The 23548-nt window shown below is 68.1% G+C and carries 19 protein-coding genes; 6 read left to right on the top strand and 13 right to left on the bottom strand.

Features of this window, described 5'->3' with window-relative positions; all coding sequences use genetic code 11:
* Nucleotides 1-244: 244 nt before the first annotated feature.
* On the top strand, nt 245-2692 hold the full coding sequence (locus J8M50_RS00260) for a DUF262 domain-containing protein (protein ID WP_029183447.1): 2448 nt from the start codon (nt 245-247) through the stop codon (nt 2690-2692).
* Nucleotides 2693-2888: 196 nt separating this feature from the next.
* Nucleotides 2889-4265 carry a glutamate--tRNA ligase gene (gene gltX, locus J8M50_RS00255; protein WP_029183448.1) on the top strand — a complete coding sequence of 459 codons (1377 nt, stop codon included), beginning with the start codon at nt 2889-2891 and terminating at the stop codon, nt 4263-4265.
* A 7-nt stretch (nt 4266-4272) separates the two neighbouring features.
* Here gltX and J8M50_RS00250 read toward each other — a convergent pair whose 3' ends face one another.
* Genes J8M50_RS00250 through J8M50_RS00210 form a run of 9 tightly spaced genes read right to left on the bottom strand, consistent with a single transcriptional unit; the run spans nt 4273 to nt 13491 of the window.
* Nucleotides 4273-5259: a glycosyltransferase gene (locus J8M50_RS00250; RefSeq protein WP_010350901.1), complete on the bottom strand. Its 987-nt coding sequence runs from the start codon at nt 5257-5259 to the stop codon at nt 4273-4275.
* Nucleotides 5256-5870: an HD domain-containing protein gene (locus J8M50_RS00245; RefSeq protein ID WP_010350902.1), complete on the bottom strand. Its 615-nt coding sequence runs from the start codon at nt 5868-5870 to the stop codon at nt 5256-5258. Before J8M50_RS00245 ends, J8M50_RS00250 begins: the two co-directional genes overlap by 4 nt.
* A 5-nt stretch (nt 5871-5875) precedes the next feature.
* Nucleotides 5876-7591: a carbamoyltransferase C-terminal domain-containing protein gene (locus tag J8M50_RS00240; protein ID WP_010350903.1), complete on the bottom strand. Its 1716-nt coding sequence runs from the start codon at nt 7589-7591 to the stop codon at nt 5876-5878.
* A 22-nt stretch (nt 7592-7613) separates the two neighbouring features.
* Nucleotides 7614-8411, bottom strand: a complete 798-nt coding sequence (locus J8M50_RS00235) for a radical SAM protein (protein ID WP_010350904.1) — start codon at nt 8409-8411, stop codon at nt 7614-7616.
* Between the two features lie 16 nt (nt 8412-8427).
* Nucleotides 8428-9540 (bottom strand): hypothetical protein, encoded by a 1113-nt coding sequence (locus J8M50_RS00230; protein ID WP_010350905.1) that lies wholly within the window; start codon nt 9538-9540, stop codon nt 8428-8430.
* A gap of 5 nt (nt 9541-9545) precedes the next feature.
* Complete coding sequence (locus J8M50_RS00225; protein WP_010350906.1) at nt 9546-10652, bottom strand: radical SAM protein; 1107 nt, start codon at nt 10650-10652, stop codon at nt 9546-9548.
* Nucleotides 10653-10655: 3 nt separating this feature from the next.
* Nucleotides 10656-11654 carry a D-2-hydroxyacid dehydrogenase gene (locus J8M50_RS00220; RefSeq protein WP_010350907.1) on the bottom strand — a complete coding sequence of 333 codons (999 nt, stop codon included), beginning with the start codon at nt 11652-11654 and terminating at the stop codon, nt 10656-10658.
* Nucleotides 11651-12961 carry a glycosyltransferase family 4 protein gene (locus tag J8M50_RS00215; RefSeq protein ID WP_010350909.1) on the bottom strand — a complete coding sequence of 437 codons (1311 nt, stop codon included), beginning with the start codon at nt 12959-12961 and terminating at the stop codon, nt 11651-11653. The genes J8M50_RS00220 and J8M50_RS00215 overlap by 4 nt, the downstream gene beginning before the upstream one ends.
* Before the next feature lie 41 nt (nt 12962-13002).
* Entirely contained in the window at nt 13003-13491 is a 489-nt protein-coding gene (locus tag J8M50_RS00210) for an ATP-binding protein (RefSeq protein ID WP_223786129.1), read from the bottom strand.
* Nucleotides 13492-13725: 234 nt separating this feature from the next.
* On the opposite strand from J8M50_RS00210, the gene J8M50_RS00205 reads away from it, so the two are divergent.
* Both J8M50_RS00205 and J8M50_RS00200 read left to right on the top strand, forming a co-directional pair.
* Nucleotides 13726-15171 carry an NsdA family TPR-like regulatory protein gene (locus J8M50_RS00205; RefSeq protein WP_029183449.1) on the top strand — a complete coding sequence of 482 codons (1446 nt, stop codon included), beginning with the start codon at nt 13726-13728 and terminating at the stop codon, nt 15169-15171.
* A 10-nt stretch (nt 15172-15181) separates the two neighbouring features.
* Nucleotides 15182-16135: an FAD-dependent oxidoreductase gene (locus tag J8M50_RS00200; RefSeq protein ID WP_010350912.1), complete on the top strand. Its 954-nt coding sequence runs from the start codon at nt 15182-15184 to the stop codon at nt 16133-16135.
* Nucleotides 16136-16364: 229 nt separating this feature from the next.
* Here the strand turns inward: J8M50_RS00200 and J8M50_RS00195 are convergent, their stop codons facing one another.
* From J8M50_RS00195 to J8M50_RS00180, 4 genes are all read right to left on the bottom strand, one after another.
* A complete protein-coding gene (locus J8M50_RS00195; protein WP_010350915.1) occupies nt 16365-18065 on the bottom strand; it encodes a relaxase/mobilization nuclease domain-containing protein in 1701 nt (566 codons plus the stop codon).
* Nucleotides 18062-18550, bottom strand: a complete 489-nt coding sequence (locus tag J8M50_RS00190; RefSeq protein WP_370516605.1) for a MobC family plasmid mobilization relaxosome protein — start codon at nt 18548-18550, stop codon at nt 18062-18064. The genes J8M50_RS00195 and J8M50_RS00190 overlap by 4 nt, the downstream gene beginning before the upstream one ends.
* An 851-nt stretch (nt 18551-19401) precedes the next feature.
* Complete coding sequence (locus J8M50_RS00185) at nt 19402-20079, bottom strand: zinc finger domain-containing protein (protein WP_029183450.1); 678 nt, start codon at nt 20077-20079, stop codon at nt 19402-19404.
* An 8-nt stretch (nt 20080-20087) separates the two neighbouring features.
* Nucleotides 20088-20897 carry a DNA-binding protein gene (locus tag J8M50_RS00180; protein WP_010350918.1) on the bottom strand — a complete coding sequence of 270 codons (810 nt, stop codon included), beginning with the start codon at nt 20895-20897 and terminating at the stop codon, nt 20088-20090.
* A gap of 685 nt (nt 20898-21582) precedes the next feature.
* On the opposite strand from J8M50_RS00180, the gene J8M50_RS00175 reads away from it, so the two are divergent.
* Nucleotides 21583-21966 carry a helix-turn-helix domain-containing protein gene (locus tag J8M50_RS00175; RefSeq protein WP_010350919.1) on the top strand — a complete coding sequence of 128 codons (384 nt, stop codon included), beginning with the start codon at nt 21583-21585 and terminating at the stop codon, nt 21964-21966.
* Between the two features lie 49 nt (nt 21967-22015).
* On the top strand, nt 22016-23533 hold the full coding sequence (locus J8M50_RS00170) for a LacI family DNA-binding transcriptional regulator (protein ID WP_010350920.1): 1518 nt from the start codon (nt 22016-22018) through the stop codon (nt 23531-23533).
* Nucleotides 23534-23548 lie beyond the last annotated feature (15 nt).

The following is a 23548-nucleotide window of genomic DNA, read 5'->3' as shown; positions in this document are numbered from 1 at the left end:
GTGACGGAGAGAAACCGGGGATATGGAAACTCGCGGGTTTTTGATGTGGTGCGGATGTCAACTTCCCAGTTCCTCGATGTGCCCAGTCAGGGGCTCTGCGCCCCTTACCTGTTTCCTCGGTGCTGTCATTTTGCTTTGCGGCATCAATTGCGCGATCGTTGAGCTGAAATGCAGATTACAGGTCCCTTCTAAGGTGATTCCGTATCTGATCTGAACGAACCTGCTAAACGAAAAGGGGCTATGCATGCCTACGCAGGCCAAGGAAATATTCGAGGCGCAGAGTAAGAGTGTTCGCGAGCTACTTTCTGACAATGGTTTGGGCCTCTATCTTCCGCCCTATCAGCGCCCGTATGGCTGGGGTAAAGACAAGGTCGAGAAATTGCTCGACGATACACTGCATGGCCTCAAGAATCTAGGTAAGGCACCAGATAGCTTCACCTTCTTGGGGACCGTTATCACCATTCATGATGTTAATCATGTCACGGTGAAGCCAATTGTCAAGTCCGAGGTCCCGTCCAAGGTCCTTACCGTGATCGATGGACAGCAGCGTTTGTCGAGCCTTCTTATCCTGCTGGTCGGCCTGCATAACCTCATTCGTCAGCGTGCATGGAAGGTTTTCAAGGGGAAAGCGCTGGATCCGACCGACAGTGCTCGGACTCACCTCTACTCAGAAACGAGCGACATTCTTCAGATGCTTGGGGCGGCGTTCTATGAGCGAAAGAACTTCGGAACTACGCCGATCTATCCGCGCCTCATTCGAGCCTTCGTAGATCAGTGGGCCAGGGATGAGAAGCTCAAGCAGTATGAGTCGCCGATCGCCAACCTTATCTACCAGTACTCATTGCTAGTCGATAACGAGTCGGCAGACTCTAAGCCGACGGACTTCAAGCCGGCGGCGCGGCAGAATGCAGGTGAAGGTGAAGGCGACCTCATCAAGAGGTTCAATGAGATCCGCATCGGATTGACCAAGCTCTCGCAGAGGAAAACTATCGAGGAGCTGGAGGATCTGCCGCCGCTAGCAACCCTTGCCACCAACATTGAATTCCAGCGTGCGCTCTTTAATCACGAACTCGACTCCGAGCTCTGTGCTTGGATTGGGGGGTTGGAAGACGAGCCTGAGGCGGAGCTGATGCGACTCGTCATGTTTGCCGCCTATGGCTTGAACCGCATCGCTCTGACTGTCGTGCAGGGCAAGGACGAGGACTACGCCTTCACGATCTTCGAGTCATTGAATACCACGGGCGAGCCTCTGACCGCCTTCGAGACCTTCCTCCCTCGCGTGGTGATGGCAGAGAAGATTCAGGATTACCAGGAATCAGACGCGCACGCGTACATGAAGGAAGTTCAGGGCTATCTGGACCGTTTCGACGTCGGAGACAAGCTCCAGAACGCAACTCGAGACCTGCTGGTCACTTTCGCGTTGGCGGAGACCGGAGAGAAGCTCTCCAAGCGCCTTCCGGATCAGAGGGTCTACATGCGCGATACCTTTGAGGGCCACAAGGACTCGGCGGATGAACGCAGCGCTTATTTGCGCCACCTGCGCGACACTGCGGCCTTTGTTGGGAATGCCTGGGAGTCCACGAATAACTCTCCTCGCGCGCTACCCGGGCTAGAAGCGACTGCCATGACGGATGCCGTTAAGTTGTGTCTGGGCTTCCTCGACAAGCTCAATCACACCATTGCCATCGCGCCACTTGTGCGCTTCTACTCGGAGGCTGTCCACGCGGACGAAGGGGAGGCGAGGGGAAAGCGCATCGCCGAGTTCGAGAAGGCAATCAAAGCTATCACTGCCTTTACGGTCTTCTGGCGATCAACCCGGCGTGGCACGGGTAACATCGATAGCCAGTACCGGGCAGTAATGGCCGGTCCCTCGCTCACGGGAATGGTTCCGCTCGCTCGCCAGTCGGCAGTGCCCACTGTATTGAGCTCTGATCCGGCCGTCGACGCCGAGGCGCTGAAGAAGGAACTTGTGGCGCGCTTGTTGCACCCTAAGCACGGTGCCATCCCAAACCTGCCCTCATTCTTGGCGGATGCTTCTGCGTTGCCGCTCTATAAAATGGCCCGCCCGCTGACACGTTTTCTTCTTCTGGCTGCGTATCATGACACAATTGAAGATCCGGGGAATCCGGGACTGATTATCCAAGGCAAGGCGGGGGTCGCCTCGTGCTTCACTGCAGACGGTTGGGCGGACGAGACACACCTCACGGTTGAGCACATCGCACCGCAGCAGGCCACGAGCGGGTGGGACGAGGATTTCTACAGCGATAAGGAGACCGTCCACAAGCTGGGCAATCTGGTCCTGGCACCAAATGCCGCCAATGCGTCTCTCAGTTCGCGGCCTTGGAACGAGAAGAAGGTCCTGTACGCGGCACTTGGTGCCCCGACGGCCGATGACGCCAAGTCGATCCTCACCAGTTCCGGCTTGACTTTCGCGCAGTCGACTGAAGATCTCACGGCCCTGTCGCGCTACCTCCCACACCTGCGTGCACTGGGCCAGCGTGAGGACGAGTTGAATCCGGCGTTCATGGATCAGCGTGCTGTTGTCCTCCTACGGCTGGCCTACACCCGACTCAAGGGGTGGCTCGGTCTGGAACTGTCTGACTCCAGCAGCGATCTGGTGGTCAAGGTCGACGATGTGGAGATTGAGAACGATGAGTTCGACGGGAGTGAAGATGCCACGGGCGCAGTGTGAGCGGTTGAGGCGGTGTGAGCAGGAAAGCTAACTCAGCGTGCGTTCCCCCGCTCACCTGCGGGCCAGGGCGAGGGCTGCCGGAGAAAGGCGGTGCGGGGGTACGCGGAATGGTCCAGGACGGGTGCCCGGCGTCGGTACCCTGGAGCACATGTCTACTGCCCCGGTTCGCGTTCGTTTCGCCCCGTCTCCGACCGGTATGTTCCATGTCGGTGGTGCACGGTCCGCTCTCTACAACTGGGCAGTGGCGCGACAGTCCGGCGGCACGTTCGTCCTGCGGATCGAGGACACCGACGCGGCCCGGAACAAGCCGGAGTGGATCGACGGGATCATCAGCGCACTTGCGGCGATCGGTATTCATGGCGAGGACGCGGCCTTCGAGGGGCCGTACTTCCAGTCACACAACGCCGACCGGCACAGTGAGGCGGCTCAGCAGCTCTTCGCGGCTGGCCGGGCGTACTACTGCGACTGCACCCGGGAGCAGTTGAAGGAGCGTACGGGCTCGGACCACCTGGGCTACGACGGGTTCTGCCGGGCGCGCGGGCTGGCCTTCGAAGAGGGCCGTGCGATGCGGTTCCGGACCCCGGACGAGGGCGAGACCGTCGTGGTCGACTTGATCCGCGGGGAGCCGGCGTTCCCGAACAGTGCGATCGAGGACTTCGTGATCGCCCGCGGTGATGGGTCCCCGGTGTTCCTGATCGCCAACGTGGTCGACGACCTGGACGAGGGCATCACGCAGGTCATCCGTGGCGAGGAGCACCTGTCGAACACGCCGAAGCAGCAGTTGCTGTGGGAGGCGCTCGGCGCGAAGCCGCCGGTGTGGGCGCACCTTCCGGTGATCGTGAACGAGAAGCGGCAGAAGCTGTCCAAGCGCCGTGACAAGGTGGCGCTGGAGGACTATCTCGCCGAGGGTTTCCTGCCCGAGGCGATGGTGAACTACCTCATGCTCCTGGGCTGGGGGCCTGGTGACGACCGGGAGATCATGCCGTACGAAGAGCTGGAGCAGCTCTTTCGGATCGAGGACGTCAACACCGCGCCGGCCTTCTTCGACGTGAAGAAGCTGACTGCGTTCAACGGCGACTACATCCGCGCGCTGTCCCCGGAGCAGTTCGCAGGCGCCTGCGCGCCGTGGCTCGTCGCTCCGTACGCGCCGTGGGCGCCAGAGGCGTTCGACAAGGACCTCTTCGAGGTGGCTGCCCCGCTGGCCCAGACTCGGCTGGCGTTGCTGTCGGAGATCACCAGCTACGTGGACTTCCTGTTCCTCGATGAGCCGGTCGAGGACGAGGCGTCGTGGAACAAGGCGATGAAGGCGGGCGCCGACAATATCCTGTCCGACGCCCGCGCCGAGCTGGCCGCCCTCGCGGACTGGAAGGCGGACGACCTGAAGGCCGTACTCCTCGCCGTCGGCGAAAAGTACGGCCTCAAGCTGGGCAAGGCTCAGGCGCCCATCCGAGTCGCGGTCACCGGCCGGACGATCGGACTTCCGCTGTTCGAGTCCATGGAGTTGCTCGGCCGGGACCGTGTGCTGGCCCGTCTGGAGGCGGCGGCCAAGAAGCTGGCTGCCGCGCAGGCATAGCCGTCGGTCAGGCGATCTTCGCGAGAAGGTCGCCCCAGGCGTTCCCGAAGTAGGCCAGATCGAACCGGGCCAGGGCTTCATAAGCAGCCTTGGTCTCGCTCTGGCGCGCCGTTGCGCGTTCCCGGACCTGCGTCGGCAGGCGGTCGAGGTCCGGGGCCGGCTGGCCGGTCAGGGTGGCGAGGTCGCTCAGGCCGGCCACCGGGCGGATCAGGCAGGGCAGGCCCATCAGAAGGGCCTCGGCCGCGCAGCGGCTCCAGCCCTCCTGCATCCGAGGAAGGAAGACGCCGACGTCGCACGCGCACAGGAGCCGCAAGTACCGCTCGCGCGCCACGTCGAAGTGGGTTCCGTCGAAGCCGATGGTGTTGCTGCCACTGGTGATCACCCGCAGCCCGGGAACACCGGCCAGGGCTGCCGAGACCTCATCGGTGCCCTTCCAGTGCACAGCCTTCCCCACGTACACGCCGATCACGTCCGGGGGCAGGCCGAACTCGGTGCGGCATTCGTCGCGGTCGAAGCCGCGTGCCTGCCCGATCTCCGCCATGTCGAAGGCGTTGTAGATCACCTGGACGTCGCGCACGCCTCGGGCACGGAGGAAGTCGGCCCAGAACGGGGCGACACAGACTACGGCGGCGCACTGGGGGAGCACCTGGAACAGGCGCTCCCAGAGCATGGCCTCGACGGGGGCGGAGTCGTGCTGTAGGGGCTCGTAGTGGTGAAGGAGGAATACCGTGCGGGCCCGCATGTCAGGAGTGAAGAGCAGCAGGCTCAGATCGTCCCATACGAAGGTGCCTCGGGTGCTCTCCAGCTTCCGGATCGTCGGGGCCAGTCGGGCGAGGTGGCGCAGTTTGCGCCAACGGCGGACGCGGTAGGTGCGTTTGTGGTCCGGGACCGTGCGCCACTCCACGTCGCCGGCCGTCGCCTCGTGGAGCATCCGCAGGTAGACCCTGCCGCCGGTCCGGCCGACAGGCTCCATCGAGTAGACGACTCGCTTCACGGACGTACCTCCCGTTGGTGTCGGACGTACTCGGAGTGGAGCAGCGTGTGCATGGTCTCCAGCTGAGGGCTGAGGCCACGAGCGGCTTCAGCGAGCGGGAGGTAGAAGTGCTCCAGGCTCCGAAGGAAGCGCCGGCGCCGGTCGAGGTTGGGCGAAGCAGCGAGATCGCGCAGGTTGTGCAGGCGGTCGGTGAGCCGGACGAGGAGGTCCTCGGCCGGGAGCGCGGCTTGCTTGAAGCGCCAGTTGGGTTCGTCGCCAGTGGCCTTGGAGCGCTGTTCGAGGCGGTGGTCGGGCGTCATCTCCCGCAGGCGGGAGGTGAACTGGGCGCCGAGGCGCTGGATGAGCAGTGCCTCCGATTCGGGGGCCACCTCAAGGGCGTCGTGGAGGAGGGCGAGGAGCAGGGTCTCGGGGTGGCTGACCCCGGTCTCAGTGCGCAGGAGCGTGACGACGGCCAGTGGGTGTTCCAGGTACGGGGTTCCTTGGTCGCGGGTGTGGCCGTCGTACACCGCGAGCGCGAGGGCACTGGCGACGCGGGCGCGGGACTGCTCCTCCGTGGTCCACGCGGCGGCGCCCAGCACGGTCAGCACGTGGTCCAGGTCGATGGGGAACATCTGTTTCACCTCGTACGGAGGGCCGTGGTACTGGGGTCGGGCACGTGGTCGGCGAGGAGCAGGGTGTCGCCGACCGCGAGTGCGTCGAGGCTCAGGTCCGCCGCCGCTGCCACGGCCTGTTCGGCGGTCCGCAGGATCGGGGTTCCCTTGCGGTTGAAGGAGGTGTTCAGCAGTAGCGGCAGTCCCGTGAACTCGTGGAATTGCTCCAGGAGTTCGTGCAGGCCCTCGTGGTCGGGAGCGACGGACTGGACTCGGGCCGTGCCGTCGTGGTGGGTGACTGCGGCGACGCGGTCCGCTCGGCATCGGCGGACGGGTGTGACGCGGTTCATGAAGGGGTCTCCCGCAGACATGAACCACTCCGTGGCGTGCTCGGCGAGGACGGCCGGGGCGAAAGGACGATACGTGGCCCGCTTCTTGATCGCGTTGAGCCGGTCGCGGGTGGCGGTGTGGCCGGGGTGGGCGAGGATCGAGCGATGTCCGAGGGCACGCGGCCCGAATTCGAGCTGTCCTTGCACCCAGCCGACGATGCGGTGGTCCGCGAGGAGAGCGGCCACGGTGGGCTTCAGTTCCGGCCCGAGACCGGTCAGGGCGTGGTAGCCACTTGGCACCGCTGCCGTCGGCACAGCACCTGGGTACGGGCCCCAGGCCGCGTCGGTCGGCACTGGGAGACGCTCCTGGCCGAGCTGGTAGTGCCAGCCGTAGAGCGCGGCTCCCACGGCGGTGCCCGCGTCGTGCGGGGCCGGTGCCACGAAGAGGGTGTCGAAGCCGCTGTCGGCGGCCAACCGTCCGTTGAGGTGGGAGTTCAGGGCGCATCCGCCCGAGAACACCAACACCGATGCTCTGGTGAGCCGTTGCAGGTGACGGGCGATGTGGATCACCGATTCGGCGAAGACCTCTTGGGCGGCGGCGGCCAGGTCGGCCCGTTCGTGTTCCGGCTGCTCCGCCACGTTGTCGGCGGTCCAGGCCCGGCCGTCGAGCAGCAGAGGTGTGCTGCTGTCCGCCGAGCCCCACGGGTGGTCGATGCGGACCCCACCGTCGTCGCCGAGCTGGATCAGCTCGTGGATGCGTGCTCCGTAGCGCTGGGGATCACCGAAGGCCGCGAGCGCCATCATGCTGCCCTCGGGCTCGTCGCCGGGCGGGATCACTCGCCGCGCGAGGTTCCGGTAGAAGTGCCCGAGGGAGGAGTGGATCCGCCGGGGGCCGGCTGAACCGGGTACGACGGTCGGCATGCCCTGGTGGAGGCGGTCGATGCGGTCGGGCCGCAGGTCGTATCCGGTGATGCGTTCCCGGCCCGGACCGAAGTCGGAGCCGAGGGGGGAACCTCCGGCATCGATGACAAGGCCCGCCGCTCGATCGTGGCCGGAGAGCAGGTAGCCGGAGAGCGCATGAGCCGTGTGGTGGGAGAGGAGATGGAGACGGTTGCCGAGCGGGACAGGCAGGAAGCCGGCGAGTTCGTCTCGTTCCTCGTTCAGCCACTGGCCGGCGGCGGGGTTGGGGCGCATGGAGGCGGCCCAGACGGCGTCGACGTCCCGTGGTTCGAGACCGGCGGCCTCCAGGCACCACTGCAGTGAGCGTGCCGGGGCGGTGAGCGTGCCCTTGCGGGTGGGGTGGTTGTGCTTGACGCCGCTCCAGCGTTCCTCCTCGGCCGCGTAGAGGCGGCCGTTGACGAGTAAGGCGGCGCTGGTGTCGTGGTGAAAGTTCAGTCCGAGGACTGCTGGCATGGCGTACATCTCCGGTCTGGGGTCAGATGGTGAGGGCCGGGACGGGGAGGACGGCGGCGCCGGAGTCGGTGTACTCGTGGCAGCGCTGGCAGAACCGGAAGTGGTGGCCGCGAGGCTCGAACACCTTGGCCGCGAAGTCCTCGTCCCAGACGCTGAATTCGCTGTCGTCCTTCGCCATCGCGTTGAAGCAGCGATAGCAGGACCCGTCCATCTCGATCATCAGGTGCTGGTCGAAGTAGCGGTCGCAGATGCCGTGCAGCTCGTTCGTCGGCTGGCCGACATTGATGTGGTGCACGTGGTTGGTGACGTGGATGGCGCCGTACGCGTCGCACAGCCTTGCGAGCTGCTCCAGGCGGATGGAACTGATGCCTTCCAGGACACTGTTGACGACCACGGTCTTGCCGGCTTCACGGAGATGAGGAACGACGGCGTGTACTTCGTCATAGTTCTCGTGCTCGTCGTCGCAGCCGATAAGGATCTGGTCGTACGAGCGGAGAGTGGCGTCCATGATCCGCTTGTTGCGGGCCAGAGTAATGGCGTTCGTGCCCAGGACCATGACCTTGTCGGGCAGGTGGGTGCGGGCCGCGTCGCTGAGGGCGGGGAAGTCCCGGTGCACGGTGGGCTCGCCGCCGTTGATGTGCAACTGCTGGAAGGGGATGCTCCGGAGCCGGGCGAGGATGGTGGAGAACAGGTCCAGGGACATGTTCTCGCCCTGCGCGCCGTCGGCGAAGATGCAGAAGTCGCAGGACCGGTTGCACTTCGTCGTGATCTTGATCTTGGCGGTCTTCAGGGCGCGGGGCAGGGGCGCACGCGCGGGCATGGCGGGACTCCTTGTGTCAGAGGCGGATGTCTCGGGGAGTGAGACTGAGGAACTCCTGGACGGTGGACTTCTGCCGGTGCCAGAGCGCGAGGGTCGTGCGCAGGACGTCGGCGGTGGTCGGGCCGGTGGGGATCAGCACCGCCATCCGGGCGGCCAGCCGCTGGGCGGGGGTGGTGTCGTCCGCCGCGAGCGCGTTCAGGGTCTGGGTGGCGGCTCGGAGTTCCTTCGCCTCGCGCCGGATCAGATAGTCGGTCGCCATGCCGGGCGGCGGGTCGAGGTAGTACAGCCAGCGGGCGACGCGTACACGGAGCATTCCGGTCGCCGTCATCCAGTCGACGCGGGCGTGTTCCTTGCCCTTGGCGGCGGTGGTTGCGGTGTCGGGGACGCGGCGCATGACTGCCTCCAGGGCGACATGGGCCGTGCGGAGGAGGTGGCGTGAGCTCCGGGGGCGTGTACCGGGTCGGATCTCGGAGTGTCCGAGGATCAGTTCGGCGTACTCGTCCAGCCCCTCCGGACGCCACTGGGTGAGGGCGGCCGTCTTGCCGGGACAGCGGGTGCGGGTCGCGAGTGCCGCGGCGGCGAACCAGCACGGGGCGAGGTAGTGCCAGGCCACGCAGTGGCGCTGGTAGGCGGTGATGTCTCCCGCCACGTTGTCGGTGCTGTCCGCCGCCAACTGGTACCGGCCGCCCAGTCGGGCCCGGAGGATTCCCCGGTAGAACCGCTCGTCGACCTCGCACCACGGCGCCATCTGCGCCCGGGACTTCCAGCGCTGGAAGTCCCGGGTGTTCCCGCTGATCAGTGACCAGGTCGAGAGTTCGGGTGAGGAGACGAGCCGTCCGTCCGCCTCGGCCGTGGTGAACGCGAAGCCGGGCGGGTGCTCCAGGAGACGCCGATGGGAGACCTCCCTACCGATCGCGGCGGAATGCGCGGCGGCCAGGCGGTGGTTCCATTCCTCCCAGTCCGCCGGGGCTTGGGGGAGGAGGACGCGTACATCGATATCTGAGTGGGGAGCCAGCAGATCAGCTGGCTGCCACTTGTGGGTGAGCATCACCGCCCCGACACCGTGGGCGTTCAGCTCGCGTTCGTACAGGGCTCCGAGCTGCGAGTAGAGGGGCGGCGCTTCGGTCACCGCCCTCACCGTTCCCCCATGGAGGTGCGGGTGCAGGTGGGCTGGGCCGCGTCGGAGGTGAGGAGAGGGAGCAAGGGCAGGACCGGGATGCCCTCAGGGCGTTCCATCCGATCCCAGCGCAAGTCGTAGTCCACGTAGTGGAAGCCCTGCCAGGCGTCGTTGGTGTTGCGGTCGAGCATGGCCTGGAAGAGGTGGGCGAAGGCGTCCCCGAGGGTGCAGTCGGAGAGGTGGTGTTTCAGCGGGATGTCGCGATTGTGAAGGATGCAGGGGCGGGCCACACCCGTGGGCGTGATCTTGATGCGATTGGCGTCGGAGCAGGTGGCGCAACTGGAGTTGGAGATGAATCCGATGGAGCCCGCCCAGCCGTCGGGACGGAGGTACTGCCCGGGGCTGCGGACCCCGAGTTCGTCCCTGCGGACCTCGCCAGCGTTCGCGAACCATGCGTGAAGTCGGCTTCGGACCTCCGCCTCGTTGATGAACTCGGTCTCGAACAGCGCCTGCGCGGGGCCAATGTTCTGGAGCTCGATCAGCCGGACGGCGACGGGCAGGTCACGGGCGAGCTCGGCCACGGCGAAGGCGTCGTACAGGTAGGTGCGCTGGAGGACACAGTTGATCTTCACTCGTAGGCCGAGGGAGAGTGCGGCGTCGAGAGTGCGCCGAGTGACGTGCGGGTCGCCGCCGCCCATGATCTCGGCGGACCGGCCGGGGTCGAGGCTGTGGAGGCTGAGGTTGAGGTACGTCAGTCCGGCACTGTGGAGATTCTCGACGCTCAGGCCGCGTCGCAGGTTGCCGTGGCTGGTCATGCCGATCGCGGCGTCGGGCCCGAGGCCGTCGGAGAGGCTCGCGATCACGTCGAGGATGTCCGCCCGGAGGGTCGGCTCGCCGCCGGAACAGTGCGCCTTCCTGATCTTCCACGCGCCAGCCTCGGCGGCGATGGCCGCGTAGTCGGAGGCGGTCAGGGGCCGGTCCTTGTGACCGTAGTCCGGCATGCATCGCGGCTTGCAGAACACGCAGTCCAGGTTGCAGAGCGAGTTCAGGGTGAAGGCCAGGTAGGGGTGGTTGCGGCCGGTCGCGGCGAAGGCGGCCAGAGCGCGGTGGCGTGCGGTGGGCATGGGTCACCTTCCGGCGGAGGGAGATCGGACAGCGGGCGCCTCGGCCACTCCGTTGAGCTGCTGGTCGGTGAGGTAGCGGCGCAGGTTGTCGGCGAAGAACGCGACCGCCTCGTCCATGTATGTGCGGCTGAGCGTGGAGCTCTTGGGTGTGAGGACGACGCGGGGGTGGAGCCGAAGCGGATGGCGGGCAGGCAGCGGTTTCGGGTCGAAGACGTCCAGGGCGGCGCCGCGAAGGCGGCCGGCGTCGAGGGCGGCCAGGAGTGCTGTCTGGTCGACGGTCGCCGCGCGGCCGAGGTTGACGAAGACGGACTTCGGTTTGAAGGCGGTGAAGAGGCCGTGGTCGAAGAAGCGGTCCGTGGCTCGCGTGGCGGGCAGCAGATCGACCACCACGTCGGCGACAGCGACCGCCTGGTGCACCGCCGACGTGTGCATCCACCTGATCGTTCCTCCGGCGGTCACCGGTGGTCTGCGCCGTACGCCGATGACGTCCATCCCGAAGGAGCGGGCCGCACGCGCGAGGTGTTCTCCGATGCTGCCGCAGCCGACGATGGTCATCGTCGCTCCCGCCAGGTCGAAGAACTCCTCGGCCAGGTCGTCCTTCCACCAGGTCCGGCTCCGCTGGGCGAGCTGACTCACGAACAGTCCGCGGGAGAATCCCAGGACCATCCCCATGGCGTGCTCGGCCATGGGCCTGCCGTGAAATCCGTACGAGCGGGTCAGGGCCACCCCGGCGGAGCGGGCCTCGGCGACAGGCAGGTGGTCGGTCCCGGCTGCCGGGGAGGCGATCCACCGCAGACGGGGCGCGCCGAACAGCCACGACGGCTCGAACCTCCAGCCGAAGTAGACGTGAGCCTGGGCCAGTTGGTTCGGTACGGCCTCCTCGGCTGCCGTACGGAACTCGACACCGGGGAAGGCGGTGGACAGTACTCGCTCGTGTTCGGCGGACAACTGCCAGAAGGAGTGCGGAGACTCCAGACTGATCAACACCACCGGCCGGTTCATCGAGTTCTGCCCTCCGCACCGGGCGTCGGCTCCAGAGCCCAAGGGGCGATGCGTTCGATGACGGACCCGATGCTGGCCTCGTAGTCGTGACGTGAGCGCACCAGGGTGGCCCCGACGCTCCGGAGCCGGTCGCGTTCTCTGGGCACGACGGTCAAGGCGCGGTGCAGCGCGGAGGCCAGAGCACCGGCGTCCCGTGGTGCGGCGGTGAAGCCGGTCTCGCCCTCGATGACGGTTTGCGCCAGTCCTCCAGCAGTGGTCGCCACCACGGGGCCCGCACCGGCCGCGAACGCCTCCAAGGGGATCCGACCGAAGGGTTCCTCTCGCGAGGGAACGACGACTGCGCGCAAGGCGGGGTTGTGCAGCCAGGCCCGGATCGCGGGGGTGAAGCGCGTGATCAGGGTCGCGTCCAGGCCGTACGCGCGGACGCTTGCCGCCAGGTCCTTCTGATACGAGGTGAGGTGCTCGTGTTCGTCCGAGGTCACGGCCGCCAAGACCAGGTGGGGAGCACGGACTCCGCGTTCCTTGAGGATGTGCAGAGCTTCCAGGAGGTCGTCGAAGCCCTTCGTCGGCACAGCACGGCCCATGGCGAGAAGGAATCCGGCGCGGGCTTCGAAGGGCAGAGGGGGCGCGCTCGTCGGCCGGGCCATCTCCTCTTGGATCAGCCCGTTCGGGATACTCACGATGCTTCCCCGAGGCACGGCGTAACTCGTGGCGAGGTGGCCGTGCATGTGGGAGGAGATGGCACCAACCCGACCGCCTCGGGCGGTCGCCACCCGCAGGGCGTCCTGCTCCCAGCGGACTCGGGACATGTCCTTGGGGCGCGTCAACGCGGCCGTGGAGCGGGGAATGAGCAGGAGGTCCGTGGTCGGGGACGCGTAAGGAGCCAGCCCTAGAAACGGGATGTCGAGGCCGATGAGAAGGCACTGGCTCGCCTGATCAGCGATGCGTACCGCAGCCTCGCCTGCCAGGTCGCACAACTGAACGGAGCCGTGGATCGACTCCGGCGCCGCTTGGACCTCCGGGATAGTGATGACGTCGGCCTCGGCCCGCAGCAGCATCTGCTGGACTTCGGTCGCCCACTGCCGGTCGTATGTTCCCGCTGTCTTCGATACGTGCGGGGTGATCACCCGGAGGCGGCCCGGCGGCAGAAGACGGGCGAGGGCCGTGAGGAAGGCACGGTTACTGAAGCCAGTGCCCGACGTCGCCCCGCAGAAGCCCTCGTGGAGGGCGACGACGACGCGTGGCTGGCGGACCAACCCAGGTAGGGCGGTGAGAGAGGGTGGTGGAGCCGCGTGGTTGATGCGCACCGTGGGGTGCCTCCTTCGAGAGGGTTGTCGCGAACGGGGCGTCAGATGCCGACCGTCGAAGAGCCGGCCTCACGGGTGAGTCGGCACCAGGCGCGGGTGACGTGGGGACCGGTCGTCAGCGACCAGGCATCGGCCAGGGCCTCGACGATGACCAGCCCTCGTCCCGATTCAGCCTCCTCATTGGGAGCCTGAGGAGACGGCGTCGCGGGGTGGGAACAGCCGCCGTCGGTGACGGTGATCTCGACCTTCAGGACGCCGACGGCTGGGTTCGTGCGGTCGATGCACAGGACCAGGGGCGGACGGCCGGAGGCGAACGCGTTCGTCGCGAGCTCCGACGTGATCAGACGGGCGTCATCGAGGAGGTCAGCGTCGATGCCGTGAAGCACGACCGCCACCGCCTCCCGTGCGACCTCAGCCGCCTTCGGCCCGTATGGCAGACCCGCGATCAGCGTCGTGGCACGCGTGACGCCGACGTCGCCCTGTCCGGCGACAAAGACCTTGCGTTCCCGCACTCTGTCCGGACGGCTCAAGGAAGTGCTCGTGCGGTCTCTCAAGGCCCACCTCTTTCCCCGTCGGCACCGAAGGCGGCGACTTACGCCGGACTCCAAGAACACCGGAGGAGCCTGGTCGCGCAGGACCCGATCAATGGGTCAACTCGGTCAACTTCCTTGGGGAGGAGGTGAATCGCCGCCCTTGGGCGCCACCATGAGGGATCGCGACAGCTGATGGACGAACCGAACCACTGAGGCAAGAGGTGGTCGCACGTGGCACCGCAGGCAGGGGAACCCAACGCCGTACTGGCGCGATGCCTGGACGAACTCGGGTGGAGCCCCAAGGCACTCGCTCGCAAGCTCAACAGGGTGTTCGGAGCGGGGACGGTCGCTGAATCGGCGCCCTACCACTGGCGGGACGCTGGCTCCCTGCCGCGCTCGCCCCTACCGGGGATGGCCGCCTACGTGCTCTCCCAAGAACTGGGTAGACCTGTCTCGGTGGCTGAACTCTGGCAGGGCCGTGTGGGCGACTCCTCGGTGCTCGTTCCAGCCGACACGGATCTCGCACGACCCTGGACTGTGCAGGGGATGGAGGCGATCGTGGAGGACTGGGTGATGGGAGGGCTCGTCGACCGGCGCCGGTTCCTCGCGATCTCGGGCGCGGGGCTCCTCGCGATCGTCGCCCAGTACCTCGACGGCACAGCGGGGCGGGGCCGGTACGCGCCGCGGATCGCGGCTTCCGCGGGTACCGATCCGCTCGTGGACCAGGTCGAACAGCATCTGCCCATGCTCTCCGCGCTCGACGACGAGCACGGTGGAGCACGGCATCTCCCCTACGTGGGAGCCCAGTTCCGTGCGGTCGGTCTACTGATCCGTGAAGGCGGCCACGATTCCACCACCGCGAGCCGTCTGATCCGTGCATTTGCGGAAATCGGCCAGTTGGCCGGCTGGATGGCCTTCGATGCCGCCGACCACGGTCTGGCCCAGCGCTACTTCGCCACGGCACTGCGGGCGGCGCACCAGGTCAACGACCTTCCCCTGTGCGCCCACATCCTCGGCGACCTCTCTTTCCAGGCCGCGAGCCGGGGCCACCCGGCGGACGCCATCGCCCTCGGCGAGGCGGCCCGTCGCGCCAGCGACGCCGCCTCGCCGGTCGTCCGGGCATCCGTCCTGTCCCGGCTCGCGTATGCGTACGCCGCCGCCGGCCGTGACAACGACTTCGCTTACACCCGAGGAGCCGCCCGCGAATTGATCGCCCGCCGGGACGGCGGCCAGGAGGAGCCCCGCTGGATGTACTTCCTCACCGACAACCACTTGGACTGTCAGGCCGGTTACGGCCTCATCCAGATGGGCCGTGCGCAGCTGAAGGCGGGCGGCGGTACGCGGGGACGGCGCTTTCTCGCCCAGGGGGCGGAGATGCTCCGTTCCGGGGCGTACGACGTCCCGCGTGGCGACCCCAGCCAGCGCAGGGCCATGTTCGAAGGCGCCTGGCTTGCCTTGGGCCACAGCGCCCATGGTGACCTGGAGGCGGCCTGTGAGGTCGGCCAGATCGTCGCCGGCCGTCTCGACGCGGTGCGCTCGCCTCGCAGCGCGGCCCTGCTCCACCAACTCGCCGCAGACCTGCGCCGCCGACAGCGCAACGCTCACGTGCGCAGTTTCCTGCCGAGCCTGGAGCACGCCCTCGCTGAGCACGCCCCGTCGGCATCGCCCGGCCGTTAGGGTCAAGAGCATGGCCGTAGGGGAGCGCGTTGTCGTCGTCGGGGCTGGGGTGGCAGGTCTCACCACCGCCGTCGTTCTCGCAGAGGCCGGAGCCTCGGTGCACGTGATCGCCGAGCAGGTGCCGGGCGTCACGTCCTTGGCGGCTGGCGCGATGTGGGGGCCGTACCTGGTCGAACCCAAGGACAAGGTCGACCAGTGGGGAAAACGATCTCTGGCAGTCTTCCGCGAGCTGGCCGAGAGCCCGTCCACGGGTGTCCGGCTCACCAGCGGCATCGAGGCATCCCGCACTGCGGAGGCGCCACCGGACTGGGCCATCACCCTCCCCGGCTTCCGGCCGTGCGACCCGGCTGAACTGCCGGCCGGGTTCTCAGCCGGCTACCGCTTCACAGTGCCGTTGATCGACATGCCCACCTACCTCGGCTACCTCCTGCATCGGCTCGGTGCCGCTGGGGGAACAGTGGAGCGGCTACGCCTGGCCTCGCTCGCAGACGTCGGCCCGGCCACCGTGACCGTCAACTGCACGGGCCTCGGCGCAAAGGATCTGCTGCCGGACCCGAGCCTTCGGCCCATTCGCGGCCAGCACGTCGTCGTCACCAACCCGGGGCTGACCGAGTTCTTCTCCGAGGACACCGGCCTCTCGCCGGACCTGTTGTGCATCTACCCCCACGGCGACACCGTCGTCCTGGGCGGCACCGCCATCGACGGAGAAGGCGACCTCGCCCCCAACGGCAAGGCGACGGCCGACATCCTGGCCCGTTGCACCCAGGTCGAACCTCGCCTCGCCGAGGCCCATTTCCTGGAGGACCGGATCGGCGCCCGGCCGACCCGTGCCACGGTCCGTGTGGAGGCGGAGCGGGCGGAGGACGGCACCGTGCTCGCGCATAACTACGGGCACGGAGGTGCCGGCGTCACGCTCTCCTGGGGCTGCGCCGAAGAGATCGGGGCGTTGCTGTCGGCCACGTGACCATGGCTCTGCGCGCCCACTCCCGCCGTCAGCCCGCCTGAAGCTCCCTGATGACCCGCTCAGCCGTCCGCCGGGCGGGTTCCAGCCGAGGGTCCTCCGGGTGCGCGTACGGCCCGAGGATCTTCGAATAGACGAACAGCGTCATCACCTTGCCGTCCTGGCTCTCGAAGTCCGGCCGGCGTTCGCTCCATCCTGTTGACGGAGCCAGGGTTCACGCCGTCTCCGCCTGTCACCACGGCCGATGCGGACGCGATGTTGGCGGCGTGATGGCTGGAGCGATCTGCTTCGCAGTCCTTGAGACGGACCGGGCAGAGGCAGCGGTGCTGCGGGCTTGTGCCGTACGTGCGCGAGCGCTGGGAACATGGCGTGCCCCGAGCCGCTGGACGCGCCAGGTGAGCACTTCTGCCGGTGATCGGGCATCGTCCAGCGGACGTTGCCCCGCTGCCTGCCGGAGTAGTGAAGCGGGGTTGTGGCCTGCGCGCTCGGCATCCACGAGGACCGCCGTCAGCGCGTCCCAGCCGGCCTCCGCGAGGATCTGCTCGGCATGGGCGGGCACGGCCTTGCGCAGGTGCTCGGCGTATCGGTGCCTGACGTCGACCGGCGGCCTTCGTTCGGCGAGCTGCGACAGCGGGGTCGACGCGGCCCGTCCGTACGCGGCTTGGAGATGGTGCAGGGTCTGCTGGGCTGCGGCCACCCGCTGGTTGTGATGTTCCAAAGCGTTCCTGCGGCGCACGGCGATGACCGCGAGGATGGCGGCGTCCACGAGCATGGCCACGAGGTTGTCGTCGGCGGGGTGGTGGCGCATGGTCTTCAGGGCGCCGCGCAGCGCGCCCGCATGGTGATGGTCCACGCGGGCACGGGTGTTGACCGCGTACTCGAACGCGATGGCCGCCTTGCGTAGCTCGGCGCGCAGGTGTGCGGGAGCGAAGGCGGGCAGAGCGTAGAGGACCTCTCCGAACGCCACCAGGTGCGCCGAGGCTGTCGCCGGATCGTTCTGGGCGAGGTGGTGGGGGATGCGCTCGATGCCGGCGGTGGCCTGGTGCCACGGGTTGGGGCGGTGCTCGATCCGCGAGGGTTTGACGGCGGCGAGTCGCTGTTGGATCTGGGGCAGGGACAGGTCGGTGGCGAGGCTGGAGCCGGAGTACCAGACGGGTTCGAGGCCGGAGCCGATGTCGTCGGGGAGGGCGACCTTGTAGCCCTGGAGGTCGCCGGAGGGCAGGGTGCGGGTTTCGACCTGTAGACCGGCGTCGGCAAGCAGGTTGAGGAACTCCTCCACGGTGTGGGCGTGGGAGAGCGCAGTGCGCACGGTGAGGCGCAGCTGTTCGCGCACGGCCCGGTCGCGTCCGTTGCGGGTGGCCTTCTCGGTCTCCGCCCGCGTGGGCCGTTTGGCGGCCGGCCAGGTGTCGCGGTCGCGGTTGACCTGGTGGAGGCCGAAGTCGGTCTCGATGCGGGTGAGTTCGGTCATGGCGCGGTGGTAGTCGTTCCAGTTGCGCGGTGGGCGAAGGTCTCCGCGCATCTTGGTGGCGACGATGTGGATGTGGTCGTCCGCGTGGCGTACGGCGATCCAGCGGCAGCCGTCCGGATCACCGTCCGGGGCGATGCCGGTGGCGTGCAGGACGCGGCGGGCGATGGTGGACCACTCGGCGTCGGTCAGGGTCCGGTCCTCGGGCGCGGCGCGGAGGGAGCAGTGCCACAAGTGTCCCTTCGGGACACGATCGCTGGCCTGTTCGACCCGCAGGTCGAGGGCTTTGACGAGCTGGTTCATCCGCTCCCTGTGGCCCCGACTGTCTTCGGGGCCGGGGTCCGGGGCGAAGCCGTCCCAGGAGGCGACGATGTGCTGGTCGGTGTGCGCGGTCGCCCTGCCCGGCCCGAACAGGTAGATCAGCACGCCACGGGTGTTGCTGCCCGGCTTGACGATGTTCGCGATCACGTCCGGCTCGTCTTCCGCTCGGCAGCGTGGAAAGCGGCCTCGTCCACGGCCTTCACCGCGTTCCGGGCGGTGGCCAGGACGCGGTCGGCCCGCTCCAGAACGGCGGCGTCCACAGGGTGTGGATGGCCGCCGGAGTTGAGGCGGTGGGCGATCTGGTTGACGTTGGTGCCGATCCGGGCGATCTGCGTGCGCAGGGCGGCGAACTCGTCGATCACGTCGTCGTAGACCGTGCGCTGGTCGGGCAGGTGCGTCTCGCCGCTGACGAACGCCATGACGACCGCGCCGACCAGGTGCGCGCCGGTGATACCCAGTGCCTTGGCCTTGGCGAGGATCTCGGCCTTCTCCTCGACGCTGTATCGCACATCGACACGCTTCTCTCGGCGTTCGGCATCGCGTTCTCGACGACGGGCGACGCGGTGGAGCGCGGCTTCGTCGGCAGCGCGTACGACGGCTGGCCGCTGCTCGGCGGCAGTGGCATCGCCCATCCCCTCCCGCTCCGGTGCGCCCTCGCGCCGGAGTGTCCCCTCCGCCACCCCTGGGGCGGAGGGGGCTGCGATGGAACGGCCCGTGGACGGTCCATCGCCATTGCTTGCTCCGCTGGTGGTCGGGGTGGTCTGCATCTCCTGCTGACGGGTGCGGAGGTGGTCAGGGTGTCGTTCGCGCACGTGTGGTTCTCCGAGGTGTGAGAGCGGGGGAGAGGCTGGAAAGCTGGGCCGCCGAGAAGCTGCCCGGTGAGGGATGGGGCATAGCCGAGGGCTCTCCGCTGCTGCGGGATGCGGTTCGAGACGGGTGTCGGGGCAGAGCTGGCGGGCTGAGAATTGCGGTCGAAGCAGGAGCTGTGGGCACCGGTCCCCACAGCCCGGCGGCTGTGCACGGTCCCGGACGGTCCGGGACCGGGACACGACGTTTGTCCGGGACCGGTCCCCAGGACATGCCGTCAGCGGGATGGTCCCCGTGACATGTCGTCAGCGGGACCGTCCCGCTGTTGTCCGGGACCGGTCCCGGACCGCGTGCGCCGACGAGGCGTCGGTCCCCACTGTCGGGGACGCCTCGGGGACCGGCCCGACAGCCCGCCTGAGCTGCGGTTTCCAGAGGAACGGTCCCGTGCGGTCCCCGGTCCCGTGCCGTCTCGGTCCCCGGTTCCGCCGCGTGACGTTTCCGTACGTGTCGGTCCCCGGAAGTGGGCTACCGGGACCCGGGGTCCGGTCCCCTGACATCGCGCTCTCGGCCCCGGAACGCGGTCCCCGAGACGCCCATCGGAACGCCTTTGTCCGCCGGACAAGACCGGTCCGGGACCGGCGTAGGAAGCTGCGGTGAGGACCGAGCTCCGGCCGCGTCACACGGCCGGCAGCGCGGCGGCGCGGTCGACGCGCGACGGGTGGGGGACCGCTCGTACGGCGCTGCCCCGGACTGCGCCGTCCGGCCCCGTCTTTCTCCGGCGGCACGGGACGCCAACAGGCGCGTGGCACCACTCGCATCGGACGCCGAGTGCGTCAGGGGTGCCACGAGGGTTGGCGACCTCGCGTGCGGCGAGGGCCGGACGGTAGCGGGTCAGCTCGGCTCGTACGGCCGGCGGAATGCACGACCCGACTTCGCGCAGCCGCTCCTCGATGTCGCGAGGCGGTCCACCGCCGGTGATCTGCCGGTGCGTGGACGGCGGGGCCGCGCCGGCCGCGACTGCCTTGCAAGTGCGGAGCAGTTCGGCTCGCCAGGCGGCCGGATCGTCGGGGTCGGCGGCGGGGGTGGGGTCGGTGTGCCGGTCGAGGCGGTCCCGTCGGTGGGCGTGCCATCGGCGGGAGATGTCCACGGGCAGGATCGGGTACGGCGAGTCGAGGATGTGGGACCGTATCGCCTCGCGGACGTCCCAGCCGTGGCCGGTGGCGAAGGGCACGTCGTCGAGCAACTCCTGCCACTGGGCGACCTGGGCACGGGCCTCGCCGGTGCTGGTGCGGATGGTGCGGGGGTCGAGGCGGCCGATGTAGGCCAGGGCGGCGGCGATTTCGCGTCGGTCCAAAGGGCGGGTCACTCCATTCTGGTCGGCTCATCGATGGCGGCGAGCAGAGCGGCCATATGCGCCTCGGCGCGCGTCATGCGGGTGGGCGGGGCGGGGGTGCCACCGGGCAGGTTCGGGCGGTCGGGGGCAGGGGTGCGCTCTCGGGCGATCCACGCGCGCCAGTCGGCCGTCCACGCGGCGGCTGTGCGCGGCCCCCAGGCGGCCCGGTAGGAGCGCCACTTCCTGTCGGTGGAGTGCAGGGCGTCCTCGCCGAGTCGGTCGAGGTGGCCGTGGCTCTGGAGCCAGGCTCGGGTGCCGTCGTCGATCCGCCATCGATCGGCGGGGATGAGCGGTGCAGAGCTGCTGCTCTTACCGTTCACTTTCAGTTCTCTACCGTTCTGGGGGTCGGATTCCGCACCTGTGCCGGGTCGGAATCTGTCCCCTCCGGGGCTCGGATTCCGTTGCCCGGGGTCGGCTTCCGGTCCCTCCTCGAAGGGGGCGACGGGGTCGGATTCCGATACCCCGGAGGCCGGTTTCCGGTCCCCTCCGACGCCGCGCTCCGCGAGGAACCGGGCAGCTTCCGGTAGGTGGTAGTACGTCTCTCCCCGCGGCCCTTTGCGATCGCCGAGCGCCACCAGCTCGCCGTCGGCGATCAGCTTGGCCAGGGCGTCGCGTACGGCGGTACGGGAGGCGTTCGCTCGTTTCATCAGGGTGGGCACGGAGGCGTACGCGACGCAGCTCCCGTCCCGGCACCGGTCGGCGATCAACGCGAGCACCATGCGGGCGGTGCCCTTGCTTCGGCTGTGGTCCCACACCCACTCGCGGGCGTCGAGGCTCATGGTTCGGCGGCTCCTGGGTTCGGAGGGCAGGTGGAGATGCGGCGCCCTTGCCGGGCGGTGCGCGGGGGAGAGGGGGGCGGTACAGCCCAAGCCCGAGGGGGCTGATGGCTTCGCCCAGCCAAGAAAGCCACACCAATACCGCAGAAGTCCAGAGTTTCTTCGAAGAACCCAGGAAGCTGACGGCGAACGCGTACCCCTGGGCATTCTCCAAATCGTAATCCCAGACTGCCGGTCGCCGAAATCGGTTGCCCGCAAGGCCGAGCCAGAAGGATCACATCGAGAAGGCGTTGACCTCCCTCGGAAGGCAAGCTACAACACAACATGCCACGTCAGAGCATCTGTCCTACGGATCGGCGCCTCTCATGCCTTTTGCTTGAAAGGTGGCCCGGTGGCAACTCCCATCGCCGGAGTGAGCGCAACATAGCCGACGATCGCCGGTTCACCAAACCGGCGAGTCAGGGCTATCAATATGGGTATGGAAAACCGATTCCTGGAAATCGCTTCGGCCGGAATGCGGACCGCCGAGAACTTCCGCGCCGAACCCGCTTGACGCCGCGCACGGCATCCATGAACTCGTCGCCCTGACGCAGGCCCTCCGCGCCTCACCCGGTACGCCACCACGCGACGAAGCCCGCCCGGCACCGCTGCCCGCACAGGCACCCCACCGAAAGAGGACCCGCTCTTCTTGCACGACCCCGAGATACCCCCCGCCCTCGTACGCCACTTCGCTCACCCTGAGCGCGGAGCCCCCCTGCCCCGCCTCTACCGACCCGAGGAGATCGCAGAAGCCCTCGGCTGCTCCGCCTGGTGGGTCAAGGACCGCGCCCGACGCAGCCTCATCCCGCACACCCGCGTCGGCCGCGCCTACCGCTTCACCGCCGCGCACCTCGCCGAGATCGTCCGCCTCCACGAAGAGCACCCGAAGCGCCCCCGCAGCAACGCGCCCGTGACAAATCCCCCGGCCGTACGCGCTCGTGCCACCCCGGAGCTTCGGTCGGTGACCGCCGGGACGACGGGACGTCTGAAGGCCAGGCCGCCGCGCCGAACCCAGTACGAGACCGCCTTGTAGCGAGCACCCCACCCAGCCACCGCCCAAGAGCCAAGGAGGAAGAAGGAAGTTGGGCTTCGCGGAGAAGCGGGGAAACTACTGGCGCGGCCGGTACAAGACGGCTCCCGGCAAGCACCTCACGGTCGTCGACGAGAACGGCAAGGCGATCCGGTTCGCGACCAAGGGCGAGGCCCAGCGTGCCGCGAGCGAGGCCGAGAACAAGTACCGGCGTGGCGACTGGCGCGACCCGGCGCTCGGCCAGGAGACCTTCGGCGAGTACGCGAACCGCTGGTACGCCGCCCAGGACCTGGCGGCCTCGACGATGCAGAACTACAGGCGCCACATCGAGGAGCACCTGCTCCCGGTCTTCGAGGACAAGGCGCTCGCCGGCATCCTGCGCACGGACATCGACCTGTGGGAGAAGAGGGAGAAGGCCCTCTACGCCCTCTCCAGCGTCAAGACCTGGCGCTCGACGCTCCACCTCATCCTTGAGGACGCGATCGACGAGGGCCTGATCACCTCCAACCCGGCGGCACGACGACGCGGACGAGGCAAACGCGCCGGCCGCTCCCGCTCACGTGGCCCGGAGAAAGTCGTCACGGACGCCCTCGGCATCCTGCTGACCGCCGAGCGCGCCGCCCTGCTCTCCGGCCGCGACGACGAGTTCGTCGCCGTCGTCCTCAAGGGGTACACCGGCATGCGCTGGGGCGAGATCGTCGGCCTGGAGACGGAGTTCGCCCGCCTTGGCTCCGTCCGCGTCGAGTGGCAGCTGTACGAGCTCGACACGGGCGAGTTCGTGCGCTGCCCGCCCAAGGACGACAGCTACCGCACCATCGACGCGACGGACTGGCTGTCGGCCCTGGTCGCCGACCACGTTGCCCGTACGAAACCGAAGCCCTGCCCGTGCCACGGCAAGACCTACGTCTTCCGCGGCCAGGGAGCCGCGCGGACCGGCGGCCACCAAGGCGCGAAACTCGTCGACGTCGCACGCCGTGCCGAAGTCTCCACGGGCACGGTGTCCAACGTCCTCAACCACCCCGACCGCGTCACCGAGACCAAGCGGCTGAGGGTGGAACAGGCCATCGCGGACCTGGGTTTCGTGCGAGGCGGCGTGATCCCGGAGCATGCGGCGCACTGGCGCCGCAACGGCTTCGCGACGTGGCTGTTCGCTCCCGCGGTCTCCGGCTGGTACCCGAAGAAGGCACCGCAGGAGGCACGCCCCGTACCCCTGCTGGCCGAGCCCTGGCCCGGCGTCCCGGCCCGAGGCCGCGGGGCCGCTGACCGGGCCGACGCCTGCTGGCTCCCGATCGCCAAGGGCCTCACCCCTCACGGTCTCCGGCACACCCACCGGACCGTGATGGAGGACCTCGGCACCCCGAAGGTCCTCATGGACGACCGCATGGGCCACATCGACGGCTCCGTCTCGGCGCGCTACGCCCACGTCACCCCCGGGATGCGCAAGCGCCTCATGCTCGCGCTGACCGAGCAGTGGGAGACGGCGCTCGACGCGCGCTTGGCGATGTGCCCCACTTCGCAGGTGCGCGTGCTCAACGAGCTTCTGCAATCACGTGCGCTCGCTCGCGGGTAGGGAAGGAAACACACC

Origin of the sequence: Streptomyces acidiscabies (genome assembly GCF_020010905.1) — a bacterium.
GTDB lineage: Bacteria > Actinomycetota > Actinomycetes > Streptomycetales > Streptomycetaceae > Streptomyces > Streptomyces acidiscabies.
This window is presented reverse-complemented; position numbering and strand designations above follow the sequence as displayed.